This is a genomic window from Rhizobium sp. YJ-22 (genome assembly GCF_029601685.1).
Taxonomy (GTDB): Bacteria; Pseudomonadota; Alphaproteobacteria; order Rhizobiales; family Rhizobiaceae; genus Metarhizobium.
Genome location: NZ_JARRIR010000001.1, coordinates 457,955 through 476,025, shown reverse-complemented (window position 1 = coordinate 476,025; position 18,071 = coordinate 457,955). Strand labels below are relative to the sequence as shown.

19 protein-coding genes are annotated in these 18,071 nt (G+C 62.4%); 18 read left to right on the top strand and 1 reads right to left on the bottom strand.

Annotated elements, in window-relative coordinates; translation table 11 throughout:
• The first annotated feature begins 10 nt into the window (after positions 1 to 10).
• The 15 genes from flgK (at position 11) to P7F60_RS02170 (ending at position 12,787) form a co-directional block, all read left to right on the top strand.
• Positions 11 to 1,450, top strand: a complete 1,440-nt coding sequence (gene flgK / locus P7F60_RS02240) for a flagellar hook-associated protein FlgK (protein ID WP_277916067.1) — start codon at positions 11 to 13, stop codon at positions 1,448 to 1,450.
• A gap of 3 nt (positions 1,451 to 1,453) precedes the next feature.
• Entirely contained in the window at positions 1,454 to 2,497 is a 1,044-nt protein-coding gene (locus P7F60_RS02235; RefSeq protein ID WP_277916066.1) for a flagellar hook-associated family protein, read from the top strand.
• A 37-nt stretch (positions 2,498 to 2,534) separates the two neighbouring features.
• A complete protein-coding gene (gene flaF, locus P7F60_RS02230) occupies positions 2,535 to 2,882 on the top strand; it encodes a flagellar biosynthesis regulator FlaF (RefSeq protein WP_277916065.1) in 348 nt (115 codons plus the stop codon).
• Positions 2,879 to 3,328: a flagellar biosynthesis repressor FlbT gene (gene flbT, locus P7F60_RS02225; protein WP_277916064.1), complete on the top strand. Its 450-nt coding sequence runs from the start codon at positions 2,879 to 2,881 to the stop codon at positions 3,326 to 3,328. Before flaF ends, flbT begins: the two co-directional genes overlap by 4 nt.
• Positions 3,319 to 3,867: a flagellar hook assembly protein FlgD gene (gene flgD / locus P7F60_RS02220; RefSeq protein WP_277916063.1), complete on the top strand. Its 549-nt coding sequence runs from the start codon at positions 3,319 to 3,321 to the stop codon at positions 3,865 to 3,867. Before flbT ends, flgD begins: the two co-directional genes overlap by 10 nt.
• Before the next feature lie 133 nt (positions 3,868 to 4,000).
• Entirely contained in the window at positions 4,001 to 4,267 is a 267-nt protein-coding gene (gene fliQ, locus P7F60_RS02215) for a flagellar biosynthesis protein FliQ (protein WP_277916062.1), read from the top strand.
• Between the two features lie 186 nt (positions 4,268 to 4,453).
• Positions 4,454 to 6,541: a flagellar biosynthesis protein FlhA gene (flhA, locus tag P7F60_RS02210; RefSeq protein WP_277916061.1), complete on the top strand. Its 2,088-nt coding sequence runs from the start codon at positions 4,454 to 4,456 to the stop codon at positions 6,539 to 6,541.
• On the top strand, positions 6,538 to 7,290 hold the full coding sequence (locus P7F60_RS02205) for a flagellar biosynthetic protein FliR (RefSeq protein ID WP_277916060.1): 753 nt from the start codon (positions 6,538 to 6,540) through the stop codon (positions 7,288 to 7,290). The genes flhA and P7F60_RS02205 overlap by 4 nt, the downstream gene beginning before the upstream one ends.
• Before the next feature lie 24 nt (positions 7,291 to 7,314).
• On the top strand, positions 7,315 to 7,734 hold the full coding sequence (locus tag P7F60_RS02200) for a hypothetical protein (RefSeq protein WP_277916059.1): 420 nt from the start codon (positions 7,315 to 7,317) through the stop codon (positions 7,732 to 7,734).
• Between the two features lie 31 nt (positions 7,735 to 7,765).
• Positions 7,766 to 8,320, top strand: coding sequence for a rod-binding protein (locus P7F60_RS02195; RefSeq protein WP_277916058.1), 555 nt, complete (start codon positions 7,766 to 7,768; stop codon positions 8,318 to 8,320).
• A 14-nt stretch (positions 8,321 to 8,334) separates the two neighbouring features.
• Complete coding sequence (locus P7F60_RS02190) at positions 8,335 to 8,700, top strand: hypothetical protein (protein ID WP_277916495.1); 366 nt, start codon at positions 8,335 to 8,337, stop codon at positions 8,698 to 8,700.
• Entirely contained in the window at positions 8,700 to 9,242 is a 543-nt protein-coding gene (locus P7F60_RS02185) for a hypothetical protein (RefSeq protein WP_277916057.1), read from the top strand. Before P7F60_RS02190 ends, P7F60_RS02185 begins: the two co-directional genes overlap by 1 nt.
• A 175-nt stretch (positions 9,243 to 9,417) precedes the next feature.
• Entirely contained in the window at positions 9,418 to 11,169 is a 1,752-nt protein-coding gene (locus P7F60_RS02180; protein WP_277916056.1) for a hypothetical protein, read from the top strand.
• 185 nt (positions 11,170 to 11,354) lie between these two features.
• Positions 11,355 to 12,254 (top strand): bifunctional methylenetetrahydrofolate dehydrogenase/methenyltetrahydrofolate cyclohydrolase FolD, encoded by a 900-nt coding sequence (gene folD, locus P7F60_RS02175; protein ID WP_277916055.1) that lies wholly within the window; start codon positions 11,355 to 11,357, stop codon positions 12,252 to 12,254.
• Positions 12,255 to 12,328: 74 nt separating this feature from the next.
• The gene (locus tag P7F60_RS02170; RefSeq protein WP_277916054.1) at positions 12,329 to 12,787 is read left to right on the top strand and encodes a VOC family protein; all 459 of its coding nucleotides are present in this window, start codon (positions 12,329 to 12,331) and stop codon (positions 12,785 to 12,787) included.
• A gap of 92 nt (positions 12,788 to 12,879) precedes the next feature.
• Here P7F60_RS02170 and P7F60_RS02165 read toward each other — a convergent pair whose 3' ends face one another.
• Entirely contained in the window at positions 12,880 to 13,902 is a 1,023-nt protein-coding gene (locus tag P7F60_RS02165; RefSeq protein ID WP_277916053.1) for a substrate-binding domain-containing protein, read from the bottom strand.
• A gap of 353 nt (positions 13,903 to 14,255) precedes the next feature.
• Here P7F60_RS02165 and P7F60_RS02160 point away from each other — a divergent pair, with 353 nt between their 5' ends.
• The 3 genes from P7F60_RS02160 to P7F60_RS02150 all read left to right on the top strand — a co-directional run bounded on the left by P7F60_RS02160 (position 14,256) and on the right by P7F60_RS02150 (position 18,053).
• Positions 14,256 to 15,617: an ABC transporter substrate-binding protein gene (locus P7F60_RS02160; RefSeq protein ID WP_277916052.1), complete on the top strand. Its 1,362-nt coding sequence runs from the start codon at positions 14,256 to 14,258 to the stop codon at positions 15,615 to 15,617.
• Positions 15,618 to 15,874: 257 nt separating this feature from the next.
• A complete protein-coding gene (locus P7F60_RS02155; RefSeq protein ID WP_277916051.1) occupies positions 15,875 to 16,888 on the top strand; it encodes a sugar ABC transporter permease in 1,014 nt (337 codons plus the stop codon).
• A 1-nt stretch (position 16,889) separates the two neighbouring features.
• On the top strand, positions 16,890 to 18,053 hold the full coding sequence (locus P7F60_RS02150; RefSeq protein WP_277916050.1) for a carbohydrate ABC transporter permease: 1,164 nt from the start codon (positions 16,890 to 16,892) through the stop codon (positions 18,051 to 18,053).
• Positions 18,054 to 18,071 lie beyond the last annotated feature (18 nt).

The following is an 18,071-nucleotide window of genomic DNA, read 5'->3' as shown; positions in this document are numbered from 1 at the left end:
TAGGTAGATTATGTCGCTCACTTCGGCCATGAATACGGCCCAGGCCATCTTCAACAATACGGGCAAGCAGACGCAGACCGTTTCGAAGAACATGGCCAATGCCCAGAACCCGGACTATGTGCGACGTTCGTCTGTCACCACCACGTCGCTCTACGGCGCCCAGATCATGTCGACGACACGGGCGCAGAACGATATGCTTCTGCGCCAGATCCTGTCGTCGACCTCGCAGAACAGCGCACAGCAGGCCCTGCTGAAGGGCCTGTCCGACATCAAATCGGTGCTTGGCGGCAACGACAACGAATCGGCGCCGTCGGCCTATCTCGGCAAGTTCCAGACCGCACTGCATGATTATGCCAACAAGCCGAACGACCAGATTCTCGGCGCGGCGGCGATCAACGCCGCCAAGGATGTCGCCAACTCCCTGAACACCGCCTCCAAGGCGGTGCAGGCGGTGCGCACAGATGCCGATTCGCAGATCGCCACCCAGGTCGACAAGCTGAACGGCCTGCTGGCCCAGTTCCAGGTCGCCAACGAGGCGGTGACGCGAGCGACGGCGCTCGGCGACGACCCGAGCGACGGCCTCGACGTGCGCGAGGGCCTGCTCAAGCAGATTTCCGAAATCGTCGGCGTCTCCACCATGGCGGTGGAGAACAACGGCCAGGCGCTCTACACCACCAGCGGCATCGCCCTGTTCGACAAGACGCCGCGTAAGGTCGAATTCACGCCCAGGCCCGCCTATGACGCGAATACGGCTGGCAACGCCATCAAGATCGATGGCGTGACGCTGACCGCGGGAGGCGGGTCCAGCACCTCTGCCATGGGTTCGCTTCAGGCGCTGCTGCAGGTGCGCGACGAAATCGCGCCGACCTTCCAGAAACAGCTCGACGAAGTGGCGCGCGGCCTGATCACCAGCTTTGCCGAACTGAATGCCGGCAGCACAAAGGTGCCGGGGCTGTTCACCTGGTCGGGCGGCACGGTTCCGGCTGCCGGCACCATCGTTCCCGGCATCGCGGCCTCGATCCAGGTGGCGCAGCGCGCCATCGACGATCCGACACGGTTGCGCGACGGCACGGTGAATGCGGCGGCCGTCAGCCAGAACACCGGCAACAACGCCGGCTTCTCGACGCTGCTCGACAAATATGAAACCGGCCTCGACGCCGACCAGAGCTTCGATACCACGAGCGGCCTCGACGGCACGACCAGCATCATGAAGTTCTCGACCCGGTCGGTGAGCTGGCTCGAGGCCTATCGCAGCGGCGCGGATGCTGCGGCAGAAAGCAAATCGGCCCTGCTGTCACGCACGACCGAAGCCTATTCCAGTGTCACCGGCGTCAGTCTCGACGAAGAAATGTCGCTGATGCTCGACATCGAACAATCCTACAAGGCGTCGGCGAAGCTGGTGAATGCCGTCGACGAAATGCTGAAGGCACTCCTATCCATCGCGAGTTAAGTCATGAAGACTTCTACAATTTCGAACCTGTCGATAACCAATGCGCTGCGAATGACGATGACGCAGACGCAGAAGGAACTGGTGGTTGCCCAGGCGGAATCCGTTTCCGGCAAGCATTACGACATGGGCATTTCGCTCGGCGCCAAGACGGCCCAGAGCCTCGATCTCAATCGTGAGGTCGACCGCCTGAAGGCGTTGAACACCTCCAACAGCCTGGTGACGACGCGCCTCGGCGCCTCCCAGGCGGCGTTGAAGGACATGGCGGCTTCGGGACAGGAAATTCTCAACACCGTTCTCGCCTTTGGCGGCAACGAAGACAGCCAGAGCCTCGCGACGTCGAAGACGTCCATTCAGAATTACCTGAATTCCATCGTTGAGAAGGCCAATTTTTCGAGCAACGGTGAGTATCTTTTTTCCGGCATCAACACCGATGTGAAGCCTCTCAAGGATACCGCCCTTTCCAGCACCTCGTCCTTCTTGCAGAGTGAGCTGGCCAGTTTCATGACGGCGAACGGCATCGCCAGCAAGTCGCAGATCACGGAAAGCCAGATGTCGACCTTCCTGTCGCAGGTCGAGGCGACGTTCACCAGCGACGCGTACTGGAAAGCGAATATCTCCAACGCCAGCGATACGAACACGCAAAGCCGCATCACGCAGGGCGAAGTGGTTCAGACCTCCGTCAACACCAATGAGCAATCGATGCGCAAGCTGGTGCTTGGATCGGCTGTCGCGCTGGAATTCATGGATGCATCCCTGCCTCCGAGCGCGCGGAACGCGGTTCAGAAATTTTCCCAGGACAAGCTTTATCAGGGCACCAATGGCATCACCGCCATGCAGGGCAAGCTCGGCCTGTCCGAGGAGCGGGTCAAGAAGGCCAGCGATTCGCTCGAATCCCAGCAGACGATCATCACCAAATATCTCGGCGATCTCGAAGGCGTCGATACGGTCGAGGTGGCCTCGCGCCTGAAGAGCCTTCTGTCGCTGGTCGATGCCTCCTACACGCTGACAGCGAGAATACAGCAGTTGAGCCTGGTCAATTTCCTTTGATGCAAAAGGAAAGAACGTGAAAATGAAGGATGCATGAATGTACCAGTTTTCATATGCCGAGATCATGGAGGACGGCGTCGCCGACGCCAAGGACCGTGAACGGCAGGTCCTGAACCGCTCGATTGAACTGCTGGGCGCCGCGCGCGACAAGCGGGAATATTCGCGGGAAGCGATCGAGGCCCTGTTCTATACGCGCCGCATCTGGATTCGTTTTATTGAAGACTTGAAACAGCCTGAAAACCAGCTCGATACCGAGCTTCGGGCCAACCTGATATCCATCGCCATCTGGATTCTCAAGGAATGCGACCGGATCAGGAAACGCCAGTCCGACAATTTTCAAGGCATTATCGACGTAACCACCATCATCAGGGATGGACTTAAATGAAAAGTACCCTACGCATTTCGCTCAAATCCGGCGAGCGCATTTTCATCAATGGAGCGGTGTTGCGGGTCGACCGCAAGGTTGCGTTGGAATTCCTGAACGATGTCACCTTCCTTCTGGAAAACCACGTGCTCCAGCCCGAGGACGCGACGACGCCGCTGCGTCAGCTCTACTTCATCGCCCAGATGATGCTGATCAATCCGGAAGGCGCCGAGCAGTCGCTCGCCATGTTCCGCAAGTCGGTCATCATGCTGCTCAACTGCTTCAAGGACGAGGAAGTGCTGGCCGAGCTGAAGCGTATCGACGGCCTCGTCTCCTCCGGCCGCGCCTTCGACGCCCTCAAGGCGATCCGCTCGCTTTATCCGACCGAGGATCGCATCCTCAACAATCACGAGATGGCGCCGGCGACCATCGAGCAGATCCGCAAGGAGATCGCACCATGGCGGTAGGCGGCGTCACCAACAATACGACGACACCGACGACGACGGGCAGCAAGGCGACGCAGGCGGCATCGGCCGCTTCGCTGAACTACAACAGCTTCCTGCAATTGCTGATCGCCCAGATGAAGAATCAGGATCCGACCAGCCCGATGGACGCAACGCAGCAGGTGACGCAGCTCGCCACCTTCTCGCAGGTCGAGCAATCGGTGCAGCAGAACAAGAACCTGGAAAGCCTGATCCGCTCCCAGTCGCTGACCCAGGCCTCCAGCTATATCGGCAAGACCATGATGAGCGCCGACGAAAAGGTCGTCGGCGTCGTCCAGGAAGTGCAGGTCTATTCGGACGGTCTCGTCGCCCTGACCAAGGAAGGCGGCAAGATCCTGATCCAGCCCGGCATCACCATTACCGATGGTTCGAAGCCGACCCCGCTCGGCGGCTCCAGCGATTCCAAGAGCGATTCCGCCTCGGCCGCCGACGCGACGTCCGGCGCGGGCTCGTCGACGAATACCGGCTCGGGCAATACCGGCGATAGCGACACCACGGGCTGACGCCGTCCCCGGCGGACTGGCAGGCCGGCCCGCCATGCGGTAGAATGATGGTATGAAACGATCCGCGCCGGCGATTCGGCGCGGATGCGGCCCGCAAAGCGATGGGCCCGCAAACCGATGGGAATGACTCCTGATGAATGAAGCCGACGCCCTCGATATCGTGCAGGCGGCTATTTGGACGGTGCTCGTCGCGGCCGGCCCCGCGGTTCTCGTGGCCATGGTCGTCGGCCTGGTCATCGCGCTGATCCAGGCGCTGACCCAGATCCAGGAAATCACGCTCACCTTCGTGCCGAAGATCGTCGCGATCTTCATCACCGTCGGGATCACGGCGCCGTTCATCGGCGGCCAGATTTCGCTGTTCACCAATTTGGTGTTCTCCCGCGTCCAGTCGGGCTTCTGACCGCGCGCCAATTCCTTCGATGTTTTTGAATACGGCCTCACGTTCCCGTGCGGGCCGTTTGTCGTCGTAATCCGGTCATGCCCACTTTCGCGCAAGCTTCGATCTTTATGGGTCGGGTTCGAATTGGGTGAACCCGGCGTTTTCGCGCCGGTATCGTCCGCCTCTCATGAGGAGATGGAAAAAGACATGGCGCAATCAAATGCACTCTCGATGCCGAAATTCGCCGGCGGCGCCCGCGACATCGGCTTCGCGCTCGGCATCGTCGTAATTCTCTGCATCCTGTTCCTGCCCATTCCGGCTTTCCTGATCGATCTGGGGCTGGCCTTCTCGATCGCCTTCTCGGTGCTGATCCTGATGGTGGCCCTGTGGATCCAGAAGCCGCTGGATTTCTCGTCCTTCCCGACCATTCTCCTGATCGCGACGATGACGCGTCTGGCGCTCAACATCGCCACGACCCGCGTGATTCTCTCGCACGGAAACGAGGGCCACGACGCCGCCGGCCATGTCATCGCCGGCTTTTCGGCGCTGGTCATGTCCGGTGACTTCGTCATCGGTGTCATCGTCTTCCTGATCCTGGTGACGGTGAACTTCATCGTCATCACCAAGGGCGCGACGCGTATCGCCGAAGTTGGCGCCCGCTTCACCCTCGACGCCATCCCCGGCAAGCAGATGTCGATCGACGCCGACCTTTCGGCCGGCATCATCGACGAGAAGGAGGCGCAGCGCCGCCGCCGCGAACTGGAGGAGGAAAGTTCCTTCTTCGGTTCGATGGACGGTGCCTCGAAATTCGTGCGCGGCGATGCCGTCGCCGGTCTGCTGATCACCGCCATCAACATTTTCGGCGGCATCATCATCGGCTATTTCCGCCACGGCATGCCGATCGGCGAGGCGGCAGACGTCTTCGTCAAGCTTTCGGTCGGCGACGGTATCGTCTCGCAGGTTCCCGCCCTTATCGTTTCGCTCGCCGCCGGCCTGCTGGTGTCGCGCGGCGGCACCGCCGGCTCCACCGACCAGGCGGTCGTCAACCAGCTCAGCGGCTATCCGCGCGCCCTGTCCGTGGCGGCGGCGCTGATGGTGCTGCTGGCGCTCATCCCCGGCCTGCCGATGCTGCCCTTCATGGCGCTTGGCGGGATCATGGCCTTCGGCAGCTGGTACATCCCGCGCCGCCAGGCGCAGGAAGATCAACTCATCCGCGAGCAGGCGGAGACCGAGGCGGTCCAGACCAAGGAACAAGAAAAGGATTCGGTCAAGTCGGTGCTCAAGACGGCGGAGATCGAGCTGGCGCTCGGCAAGCTGGTCTCCACCCGCCTGCTCGGCGCCCATCAGGAACTGGCCTTCCGCGTCGGTAAGATGCGCCGCAAGTTCGCCAGCCAGTACGGCTTCGTCGTCCCGGAAATCAAGGTCAGCGACGACATCGCCATTCCGGAAAAATCCTACCAGATCCGCATCCATGGCACGACGGTCGCTTCCAATACGCTGCGCGTCGGCGAAGTTCTGGTCGTCACCGGCTCCGGCCGCAAGCCTTCGGTGCCGGGCGACGAGATTCGCGAACCCGCCTTCGGCATGCCGGCGGTCTCGGTGCTCGAAGCCTTCGCCGAAGATCTCCGGCGCGAGGGCTTCCACCCGATCGACAACGTGTCGGTGGTGCTGACCCATGTCAGCGAAGTCATCCGCAACAACCTGCCGCAGCTTCTGTCCTACAAGGACGTCAAGGTGCTGATCGACCGGCTCGACCCGGAATACAAGAAGCTGGCGGACGAGATCTGCTCGTCGCACATGTCCTATTCCGGCCTGCAGGCGGTGCTGAAGCTGCTGCTGGCCGAGCGCGTCTCGATCCGCAACCTGCATCTCATCCTCGAAGCGGTGGCCGAGCTCGCGCCGCATGTGCGCAAGACCGAGCAGATCGTCGAGCATGTGCGCGTGCGCATGGCCCAGCAGCTCTGCGGCGATCTCGCCGATAACGGCACGCTGCGCGTGCTGCGCCTCGGCAGCAAGTGGGATCTGGTGTTCCACCAGGCGCTCAAGCGCGACAACAAGGGCGAAGTGGTCGAATTCGATATCGATCCGCGCAGCCTTGAGGAGTTCAGCGAACAGGCAAGCCGTGTTATTCGTGAATTCATGGATCGCGGCCTGCCGTTCGTGCTTGTCACTTCGCCCGAAACGCGCTCCTATGTGCGGATGATCATCGAGCGCCTGTTCGCTACCCTTCCGGTGCTGTCGCATGTGGAATTGGCAAAGGGCATCGAGATCAAGATTTTGGGCTCCATTTCATGATCGACGATCCCCAGGGGACTGTGCTTGCCTTCTTCGTGGTCCTGTGCCGCATCGGAGGCTGCATCATGGTCCTGCCGGGGTTTTCGTCGGCGCGCCTGCCGGTGACGGTTCGCATGATGACGGCGCTGGCGATGTCGATGGCGCTGCTGCCGCTGCTCTGGGATGCTGTCTATCCGAAAGTGTCCGGCGATCAGGCGACCTTCGTCGCCCTGGTCGTCTCGGAAATGGCGATCGGTGTGATGTACGGCATGATCGCCCGTTTCTTTACGCTCGGCGTGCAGTTCGTCGGCACGGTCGTGACGATGATGATCGGCTTCAACGCGCCGCCCGCCAGCGATGTGCTTGAAGACACTGCCGAAAACCAGCTCACCAACATGCTGAGCTTCGCGGCGCTGATGGTGCTGTTCTCGCTCGATTTCCACCACGTCGTCTTTCGCGCGGTGATGGAATCATACGATACCATGCCGGCCGGCGTGATGTTCAATGCCCAGAAATCCTTGATCACGCTCACCGATACGCTGGTGGAGACGACGCGCATCATGCTGCGCCTCTCCAGCCCCTTCATTCTCTACGGATTGATGTTCAACGTCTCCATCGGCCTGATCAACAAGCTGGCGCAGCAAGTGCCGGTCTACTTCATTTCGGCGCCCTATCTGATCACCGGCGGCCTGTTCATGCTGTATCTGTCGGTGGCGGCGATGCTTCGGCAGTTCGCCGACGCGTTCCCGACCGTTTTCATCGGACATTAATCTCCAGCAACGGGAAACGGACCCATGGGCCCCGAAAGCCGATCCAAGAAACTGAAGCGCCTCGTCAACGTGCAGCGCCAGCTCGAAAAGATAGCCGAGAGCGATCTTGCCGCCACTGCCCGCCAGCGTCGGGAGGTTGCCGAATCGATGGAGGTCGTCATCGAGGCGATCGGGGCGATGGACGGGGTGCACCGGCTGTTCGCGCAGAATTATGCGGAGCGATTCGGCCGGCTGACATTGCGCGACCAGCAGTTGACCGGCGTCCAGCGCATGCAGGAGATCCGCGTGCTGCGCGAACGCACCAAGGGCGACCGCCTGGAGGGCCATATGAAGGAGGCGCGCATGGATGAAGATCGCCTGCAAGCCGATGAATCCATTTATGATCTTATCGACATGCAGAACATGTTGGCCACGCCAGCCTCCAGCAAGCTTGAGGAGCCATAACTGTGTTCATCTTATCGAGAGGACATGAGACGTGGCAATTTCACCCCCGAGCGATCTCGTTCTGGATGTCGTCAAGGCAGCCGATCCGGCGAGCGTCCAGGCGGCTCAGGACAAGCTGAGGGCCTCGCGCGCGGCAACGGCGGCGCGCAGCCTGACGGAACAGGGCGCAGGTTTCGACACCACGCTCGACCGGCTCGACGGCACCGCCTCGGGTCTCGGCAATGCCCAGTCGAAAAAATCGAAATCCATTCCGGAAGCCTATCACAAGTTCGAGGCCATGGTGCTGCAGAACTTCGTGAGCTCCATGCTTCCGGAAAATGAGGAAGTCTACGGCAAAGGAAATGCCGGCGAAATGTGGAAGAGCATGATGGCGGAACAGTTCGCCGGTGCGATCGCCAAGAGTGGCGGTGTCGGCATCGCCGATCAGATGTATTCGCAAGCCCTCGCTCGGGCACAGAACAAAGAGGTCAGCAATCTGTCCACCGATGAAAACAGCCGGAAAATGGCCCTGAGCGCGATCGACGAGTTCCAGCGCAAGACCTTCGGCACGGTGACAGCAGATATTGAAAGGTCCGATAACTCATGAGCGGCGCAGTGAATGTGGAAACGGTTTCCAGCGATTACCGGATCAAATCGGTGCTCGGCCGGCTTGAAATGATCATCGACAACGAGAACACCCGGATCGGCGCCGATCCAGAGTTCGATCTCAAGGTGTCGAATGCCCATAAGAGCCGCTGCCTGTACGAGCTGACCATGCTGATCCGCGACACGGATCCGCGCGAGATGTCGAGCCGCTACATCGACCAGCTTCATGGCCTGAAGGGCAAGCTCGCCGTCAACGCCCAGCGCGTCGAGGCGCATCTGGAAGCCGTGCGCGCCGTCGCCGACATTCTCAAGAGTGCCGTCCAGGAAGCGGACGCCGACGGCACCTATTCCCAGGAACAGTTCCGCTACAGCGAGATCTGATGGTCAAGCTCATCCTCACCGGCGCCTGGGTCTGCATTGTCACGCTGGCGACGGTCTATTTCTCCGTCGTCATGGCGACGGCCCCGGCCGATCATGCCGAGGCCGACAAGCCGGCGCTCGAACTGTCCAAGGGCGAGACGATCACCGTGCCCGTCATCACCAAGGGCAAGGTGGCCGGCTATTTCCTCAGCAAGATCTCCTTCATGCTCGACCAGAAGAAGGCGAAAGAGCTGAAGGTGCCGATGACGGAATATCTGACCGACGCGCTCTATACGATGCTGGTCGGCAACAGGATGGTCGACATCGCCGACACCGCGTCCTTCAACCTCGACGATTTCCGCGCCAAGGTGAAGGAGGACATGAACAAGCGCCTCGGCGACGAGGTCGTTCATGACGTGCTGGTCGAGCAGCTCGATTTCCTCGCCAAGTCCGACACCCGTGTCGGCGGCGGCAACGACGAGATGAAGAAACCGGTCAAGATCGTCGAGGGCACGCCCGCCGAAGGCGCCGAGGCCGCAGCACCCGCGCCGGCCGCCCATTGATCGGGCGATGCCGCCGGATGCTTTGATTTTCATGCGATCCGCCTCCCTCGGGGGCGGATTTTGCGTTGCGGTGCGGGGCCGGCATTAACCCTTTGTTTGCCATGTCTGCTTAGGCTGTCTTAAGGAATCCGAATCCTCGTATCGACTTCGGATCGGGCATCGGGCGGACAGGGCCATGGCGTTTCAACAGACTGCATCGCGAAAGACGGGGTATGCCGATGCCGATCCGGCCTGGTGGCAGGAGCGGGCAGGCGGCCGGGTGGACGTCGTCCAGCCGCGTGAACCGCGCCTGACCGATCGCATCGGCGCTATCCTCACCCGGCATGACGGCTATGAAGCCACGCTGCCGCGCATCGAGATGGCCGCTTATGACGACGAACCGGCTGATTTCGAGGAAGAGCGGCCGCCCCGCGCCGCGCGTCGCGCCAGGCCGGCGCGCCGCTTCGCCTGGGGGCTGGTCGCTCTCGGCGCGGCGCTGAGCGCCTGCGCCGCGATCGGCCTGTGGGCGATGCTGTCGCGTGAGGAGGGCGTGCCCGCCCAGGCGAAGATCGCCTTGTCGCTCGACGGCATCACCGATATCGCCGAAAAACGGGCTATCCTCGGCGACCAGGCCCGTGTCCTCGTCGCCCCGACCAATCTCGCTCGCGTCGTTGAGCGCGCCCATCTCGACCGAGACCCCGAATTTTCCGGCGCATCCGGCGGTGTGCTGGGCATGCTCGGTGATCTCGTTTCCGGCAATGGCGATCCCGGCCGCAGCGCCGAGGACCGCTTGCGCCGTGTCGTCGCCACCGAAATCGATGCCCGCGACAATGCCATCCTGCTGACCGTGCGCTCCAGCGATGCGGCGAAATCCGATGCCATCGCCCAGGAAATCGCCGCCTCCTATGCGGAAGCCGCAAGCGGCCCGGTGCGCAATGTCGATCCGCCCAAGCCGGCCGTCTATGCCGAGGCGCCGCGGGTGGCCGCGCCGGCGCTCGACAAGGCCGAGGCCGAGCTTGCCGCCTTCACCGCCGCCGGCGGCGACAAACTGGCCGAAGCCACCCGCCTCAAGACCGAGCTGGACCGCCTGCACGCCGAAAACGCCGCCGCACAAAAACGCCTGTTGGAAGAAAGCGGCAAGAGCGATGCCGGCACGCTGGCAAGCCTGCTCGACGGCAGCTTTCCGTCGGAACTGCTGACGCCCACGCTCGACGACCTGCGTGGCCGTTATGTCAGCGCCAAGCTCGCGGTGGAGCAGATGGCGCAGGCGCTCGGCCCCCGCCATCCGCGTCTGCAGACGGCGCAGGGGCAGGCGGACGCCCTGAAATCCGACCTCGAACGGGAAATCCGCGGCGTGCTTGCCGATGCCCGCGCCGCGCTGCAGCAGGCCCAGGACAAGGCGCAGGCTCTGGCCGTCAAATCCGCCGACACCGCCAAAAAGCTGCGCGCCACCGGCGTCGATGTCGATAAGCTGCAGCAATTGCAGGCCGCAGTCGATGCCGCCCGCGAGGCCCGGCAGGACTCGATCACCACCGCCTCCATTCCCGCCGCCGCCGCCAAGCCGGTGACCGGCATGGTCGAGCGCATCGAGCGGCCGGCCATGCCGCCGCTTTCAGGCGAAACAGGCGCGGAAACCACAGTGACCGGCCTGATGGCCATCCTGGCGCTGGCCGTCGCCACCGGCGCCGGCGTCATCGGGCTGGCACGCTTCGCCCGCCGCAAGCTGGCCGGCACGACCGTCGACGACCATGAGGATATGGCCGAGGAGAGCCTTGCGATGGGCTGGCGGGCTCCCGTCCACACCCGCGCCGAGCCGGATTCTTTCACGCAGGAGGATTGGCATCCGGAACCGGCCGTCGAGGATCTCATGCAATTGCGTCGTCAGGTCGCAGCGCTGAAGCAACGGGTGCAGGATTTTTCGCAAACGCGTTATCGCCACGATGGATAAAAACGACTAAGAACGCTTCCGCAAATGCCGCATTCGGACAGTTCGGGACGCTCGCAGGCAAATCCTCGCGACGCACTCGCCTTAAACTGCCCGGCAGGATCGGCAGGCCACAGCATTTCCAGGAAACGTGAGAAACGGTTTTCCGTGCGGAAATGTGGCGAGATACATGAGCGGGAGCGACACAGGTGACAGTGATTTTGGATGGGAAGCAGGTCGCCGCCTCGGTGATCGATGCGGTCAAGACAGCCACGGCATCGCTGGAAACGGAAACCGGCGTCAGGACCGGGCTGGCGGTGGTCATTGTCGGCGACGACCCGGCCAGCCACGCCTATGTCGGCGCCAAGAGCCGCATGGCCAAGGAATGCGGCTTCAACTCCGTCCAGCACACCCTGCCGGAAGAAACGACACAGGAAGATCTGGCGGCGCTGGTCGCCAGCCTCAACGCCGATCCCTCCGTCCATGGCATCCTCGTGCAGCTGCCGCTGCCGAAACACCTGAAATCCGATCCGATCATCCAGTCGATCCTGCCGGAAAAGGACGTCGACGGCCTGCATGTGGTCAATGCCGGCAAGCTCGCGACCGGCGATCTCGAAACCGGCCTGATCTCCTGCACCCCGGCGGGTTCGATGCTCCTGGTGCGCCAGGCGCATGGCACTGATCTTTCCGGCCTTAACGCCGTCGTCATCGGCCGCTCCAACCTGTTCGGCAAGCCGATGGGCCAGTTGCTGCTGAATGCCAACGCCACCGTCACCATGGCCCATTCGAAGACGAAGAACCTCGCGGAGGTCTGCGCCCGCGCCGATATCCTCGTCGCCGCCGTCGGCCGCCCGGAAATGGTCAAGGCAAGCTGGGTCAAGCCCGGCGCCACCGTCATCGATGTCGGCATCAACCGCATCCCGGCCCCGGAGCGCGGCGAGGGCAAGTTCCGCCTCGTCGGCGACGTCGCCTTTGCCGAATGCGCCGAGATCGCCTCGGTGATCTCGCCGGTCCCCGGCGGCGTCGGTCCGATGACCATCGCCATGCTGATGGCCAATACCGTCATCGCCGCCCACCGCGCCGCCGGCCAGCCGGCCCCGAAATTCTGAACACGCGGCTTGAGCGCCGGTTGTTCGGCCATACATCCCTCTGTGGATTGACCGTCTAGAGGAGGATCGCAGGCATGGCGCTCAAGCGGATGGACAATATTGGAATCGTCGTCGAAGATCTCGACGCGACAATCGATTTCTTTCGCGAACTCGGCCTCGACCTCGAGGGACGGGCCACGATCGAAGGCGAATGGGCGGGACGCGTCACGGGGCTTGGCGACCAGCATGTCGAGATCGCCATGATGCGCACGCCTGATGGACACAGCCGGATCGAACTCTCGCGCTTCCTCAGGCCGGCCGTCGTGGCGGATCACCGGACCGCCCCGGTCAACGCCCTCGGCTACCTCCGCGCCATGTTCACGGTCGATGACATTGCCGATACGCTTGAAAGGCTTCGCAGGCGCGGTGCCGAACTCGTGGGCGAAGTCGTCGATTACAAGGACGTTTACCGGCTCTGCTATATCCGTGGCCCCGAAGGGCTTCTTATCGGGCTCGCGCAGGAGCTCGGCCATCCCGCCGGGAAGGACGGCTAGAGCATTTCCAGCCGAATCGTGATCGTTTCGGCGTCGGACAATGCGAAAAAACAAAAGGATAGCGCATTTGAGCCGGAGCGAAATCGCTTCCGTCAGCCCGGCGCTGGGCCGGTGGAGGCCCGCACGATCAGTTCCGCCTTCCACAATTCCTGCAGCGGATAGTCGGCAAACGGCCGGTCGCGGTTGATCAGCCGTTCGGCGATGCGCATGCCTGCGGCGCGCAGCGACGAGCGGGTCGTTGTCAGCGGTACCGAAAAATTCTCCGGCCGCAGCACCGGCAGCACGTCGTCATGGGCGATCAGCGACATATCCTCACCGAGCTTCAGCCCCGCGACGTTCAGCGCCCTGACGACGCCGAGCGCCAGCACGGTGCTGGCGCAGAGCAGGGCGGTCGGCCGCGCGGCAAGGGCGAGAAAGCGCTCGGTGGCGATCAGGCCGTTGTCGTCGGTCATCGGCGAATGGCTTGCCAGCGCCGGATCGAGCGTCAGCCCCCATTCGCCCAGCGCCCGTTCGACGCCCGCCTTGCGGCGCACGGCGAAATCGTAATGCGCCTGGCCGTTGATCAGCGCGATGCGCCGGTGGCCGAGTTGCAGCAGCAGCTTCGTCGCATCGTAGAACGCCGCCTCGTTGTCGATATCGACGTAAGGATAGTCTTCGAGCGCGTGCAGCGACCGGCCATGGACGATATAGGGCAGCGACAGGCTGCGCAGCATGTCGAGACGGGCGTCATTCGGCCGCATATAGGCAATCATCAGCGCGTCGACATTGCCGCTGACCGCAAGACGCCGCAGCGCTCCGACCTCGTCCTCGGGGTCTGCCGGCATCATCACCAGATGGTGATCGTGGCGTAGCGCCGTCTCGCCGATGCCGCTCAAAAATTCGCCGAAATGGATATCGGATTCGTGCCCCGGCGCGGTCGGCATGACCATGCCGATGGAGCCGGCCTTGCCGGTCGCCAGCCGCTGCGCCGCCTTGTTGGGGCGGTAGCCGGTTTCCTTGACCGCCCGCAGCACGCGTTCGCGGGTCTGGGCGTTCACCTCCGGATAGCCGTTCAGGGCGCGGCTCACCGTCGTCTGCGACAGGCCGAGCAGCTTTGACAGTTCTTTCAAGTTCATTCCGGCATTCCCCGCAAGCTTCCGCGACGCTTCAACCCGTTGATCCGCGAGGGGATCGCACATGCGGTTCATCGGGTCGAGGCTGCGACCGAATGTTCAGTCGCCTGTCTCAAAGCGCTTGCGGAGGATGTAACAGTCATGGGAAAAGTGTCAAACCGAAAAATGTGTCGCTGCGCAGCAAAACCTTGATGCATCTGCGAAAACAAAAGTTTTTCGCGGTCTGCGGGAAATTCGCTTGACTCGCTTTCGCCGACAATGAGATGAAAGAAAAACCAAAGCGCTTTGAAGAATGCCGGCAATCTTGCCGTCATCGCAAGTATTCGGGCTCGCTGTGGGTTTGGGAGGTTTACATCATGACGAAGTCTTTCTGGCTCGGCGTCGCCGCGGCCGCTCTTCTGGCGTCTGCGGCAAATGGCGCCGATCTGAAATTCAAGCCGGGCGAGGATTCGCGGTTCAACTGGGCGAGCTATGACGCCTTCAAGGCGGCGCATTCCGACCTCAAGGGCGAAAGCGTCAGCATCTTCGGCCCCTGGCGCGGCGACGACGAAACGCTGTTCACGAGCGTTCTCGCCTATTTCATCGAGGCTACCGGCATCGACGTCAAATATTCGTCCTCGGAAAATTACGAGCAGCAGATCGTCATCGACACGCAGGCCGGCTCGCCGCCGAACATCGCCATCCTGCCGCAGCCCGGCCTTCTCGCCGATCTCGCCGCCAAGGGTTTTCTGACGCCGCTCGGCGAAAAGGAAGCCGGCTGGGTGAAGGAGAATTATGGCGCAGGCCAGTCTTGGGTCGATCTCGGCACATACAAGGGCAAGGACGGCAAGGCTGATTTCTTCGCCTTCCCCTACAAGGCCGACGTGAAGTCGCTGGTCTGGTACGTGCCCGAAAACTTCGAGGAAGCCGGCTACGAAGTGCCCAAGACCATGGAAGATCTGATCGCGCTCAGCGACAAGATCGTTGCCGATGGCGGCACGCCCTGGTGCATCGGCCTCGGTTCCGGCGGCGCCACCGGCTGGCCGGCCACCGACTGGGTCGAGGACATGATGCTGCGCACCCAGCAGCCCGATGTCTACGACAAGTGGGTCACCAACGAGATCAAGTTCAACGATCCCGCCGTTGTCGGCGCCATCGAGGAATTCGGCAAGTTCGCGTTGACGCCCAAATATGCCGATGGCGGCCCGGCCGGCGTCGCCTCCACCGATTTCCGCGATAGCCCCAAGGGCCTGTTCGGCGTGCCGCCGAAGTGCTACCTGCACCATCAGGCCTCGTTCATCCCGTCCTTCTTCCCCGAGGGCACCAAGCTCGGCCAGGATGCGGACTTCTTCTACATGCCGCCCTATGCCTCCAAGCCCGATCTCGGTCGTCCGGTGCTGGGCGCCGGCACGCTGGTCACCGTCACCAAGGATTCCAAGACGGCGCGCGCCTTCCTCGACTTCCTGAAGACGCCGATCGCCCATGAAATCTGGATGGCCCAGTCCGGCTTCCTGACGCCCTACAAGGCGGTGAACGTCAAGGCCTATGGCAACGACACGCTGCGCAAGGAAGGCGAAATCCTGACGACCGCCACCACCTTCCGCTTCGACGGTTCCGACCTGATGCCCGGCAAGATCGGCGCCGGCGCCTTCTGGACCGGCATGATCGACTATGTCGGCGGCAAGCCGGCCGCAGACGTCGCAGCCGACATCCAGAAGGCCTGGGACGCGATCAAGTAACGTAGAGGCCGTTTCTCCTCTGCCGTTTGCCGCGAAAACACCTTCTCCCCTCGGGGGAGAAGGTGGCCCGAAGGATCGGCTGAGGAGGGACGCGGACCACATGGAAACGCTTGGCTTTCTGCCTTCGGCATCCCCCTCATCCGCTGCCGCGCCCTCCTCCCCGAGGGGAGAAGGGGTGTTCGGGACGGCTTCGTTTCACATGGGCATGCCTTGCCTGCGGGCGGGGAAGGGCATCAAAAAATATCAGGGAGGGGCGCATGTTTGAGCAGATCGCGTCTGCTGTCGGGGTCATGGTGGCGGGCGTTCTCGCCTGCATTGCTTATTTCTGGTTGTCGAACAAGATGCTCGACATGGCTTTCCCCGTGCGGGACGGCGATGTGATGGCTGCGTCGCAGAGCCTGCGCCGCCGCGCCATGGTACGGCCCTGGCTGTTCGTCGGCCCGGCACTGTTCCTGCTGGTCGTCTATCTGGTCTATCCGGTCGTTGCCACCCTGATCCTGTCCTTCTACGATCGCGGCGGCCAGAATTATATCGGTTTGTCCAACTATCAATGGGCGCTCGGCGACCGCGATTTCCGTCAGTCGATCTTCAACAACATCCTCTGGCTCGCCGTCGTGCCGGCGGCCTGCACCTTCTTCGGTCTGATCGTCGCCGTTCTGACCGACCGCATCTGGTGGGGCAACATCGCGAAAAGCCTAGTATTCATGCCGATGGCGATCTCCTTCGTCGGCGCCTCGGTCATCTGGAAATTCGTCTACGACTACCGCGCCGAAGGCGAGACGCAGATCGGCATCCTCAATGCCGTCGTGCAGGCGCTGGGCGGCAATCCGCAGGTGTGGATCGCGCTGCCCTTCTGGAACAATTTCTTCCTGATGGCGATCCTGATCTGGATCCAGACGGGTTTCGCCATGGTCATCCTTTCCGCCGCGCTGCGCGGCATCCCGGAAGAGACCATCGAGGCTGCCGTCATTGACGGCGCCAATGGCTGGCAGATCTTCTGGAAGATCATGGTGCCGCAGATCTGGGGCACGATCGCCGTCGTCTGGACGACGATCACCATCCTGGTCTTGAAGGTGTTCGACATCGTGCTGACCATGACCAACGGCCAGTGGAGCACCACGGTTCTCGCCAACCTGATGTTCGATTGGATGTTCCGCGGCGGCGGCGACAGCGGCCGAAGTGCGGCGATTGCCGTCATCATCATGCTGGCGGTGACGCCGATCATGGTCTGGAATATCCGCCGCGCCAATCGCGAGATGGGAGGGCACTGACATGGCCGCCGCAATGATGCAAATCCGCCGTATCGGCTTGCCGCGCCTCTTCGTCCATGTCAGCGTGCTCGTCATCGTGCTGCTCTGGCTGTTCCCGACGCTCGGCATCTTCGTCAGCGCCCTGCGCGACAAGGATCAACTGGCCGTTTCCGGCTGGTGGACGGCGTTTTCCACCTCCAAGCGCACCGAGGTGGCGCGCCTTGCCGATGCCACGGCGCAGAAGCAGGAGGGCACGCTCTACGTGATCTCCGGCAATGTCTGGGAGGGCGCCACGCCCCGCACCATCGAAAGCTTCGGCACCCGCATCCAGGAGCCGGCCGCCTACAAGGCCGGCGACACCGCCGATCTCGGCGACGGGGAGCAGTTGCAGGTCAATGCCGATGGCAGCTACCGCTACACCAAGGCGGCCGCCTTCGACGGCGCGCGCGGCAAGCGCATCTATCTCACGGTCTCGACGCCGCCGGAATTCACCACAGACAATTACAACACAGTGCTGAATTCGGAAGGCATCGGCCGCTCCTTCATCAATTCGCTGACGGTCGCCATCCCCGCGACGATCATCCCGATCCTGATCGCCGCCTTCGCCGCCTATGCCCTGTCGTGGATGCATTTCCCGGGGCGCAATTTCATGATCGCCATGGTGGTCGGCCTCATCGTCGTGCCGCTGCAAATGTCGCTGATCCCGCTGTTGAGGATGTATAACGAGATCGGCACCATCTTCGGCGTGCCCTCAAAGACCTATGCCGGGATCTGGCTGGCGCACACCGCCTTCGGCATGCCGCTCGCTATCTACCTGCTGCGCAACTACATGGTCGGCCTGCCCAGGGAGATCATCGAATCCGCCCGCGTCGACGGCGCCAGCGATTTCGAGATTTTCGTCAAGATCATCCTGCCGCTCTCCTTCCCGGCGCTGGCCTCCTTCGCCATTTTCCAGTTCCTCTGGGTCTGGAACGACCTGCTGGTCGCCATGGTCTTCCTCGGCACTGCCAAGGAGCAGCTCGTGCTGACCGGCCATCTCAACGCGCTGCTCGGCTCGCGCGGCGGCAATTGGGAAATCCTGACGGCGTCGGCTTTCATCACCATCATCGTTCCCCTGATTGTCTTCTTCGCCCTGCAGCGCTATCTCGTGCGCGGTCTGCTGGCGGGATCGGTCAAGGGCGGCTGATTCTCTCCTCCCACGACT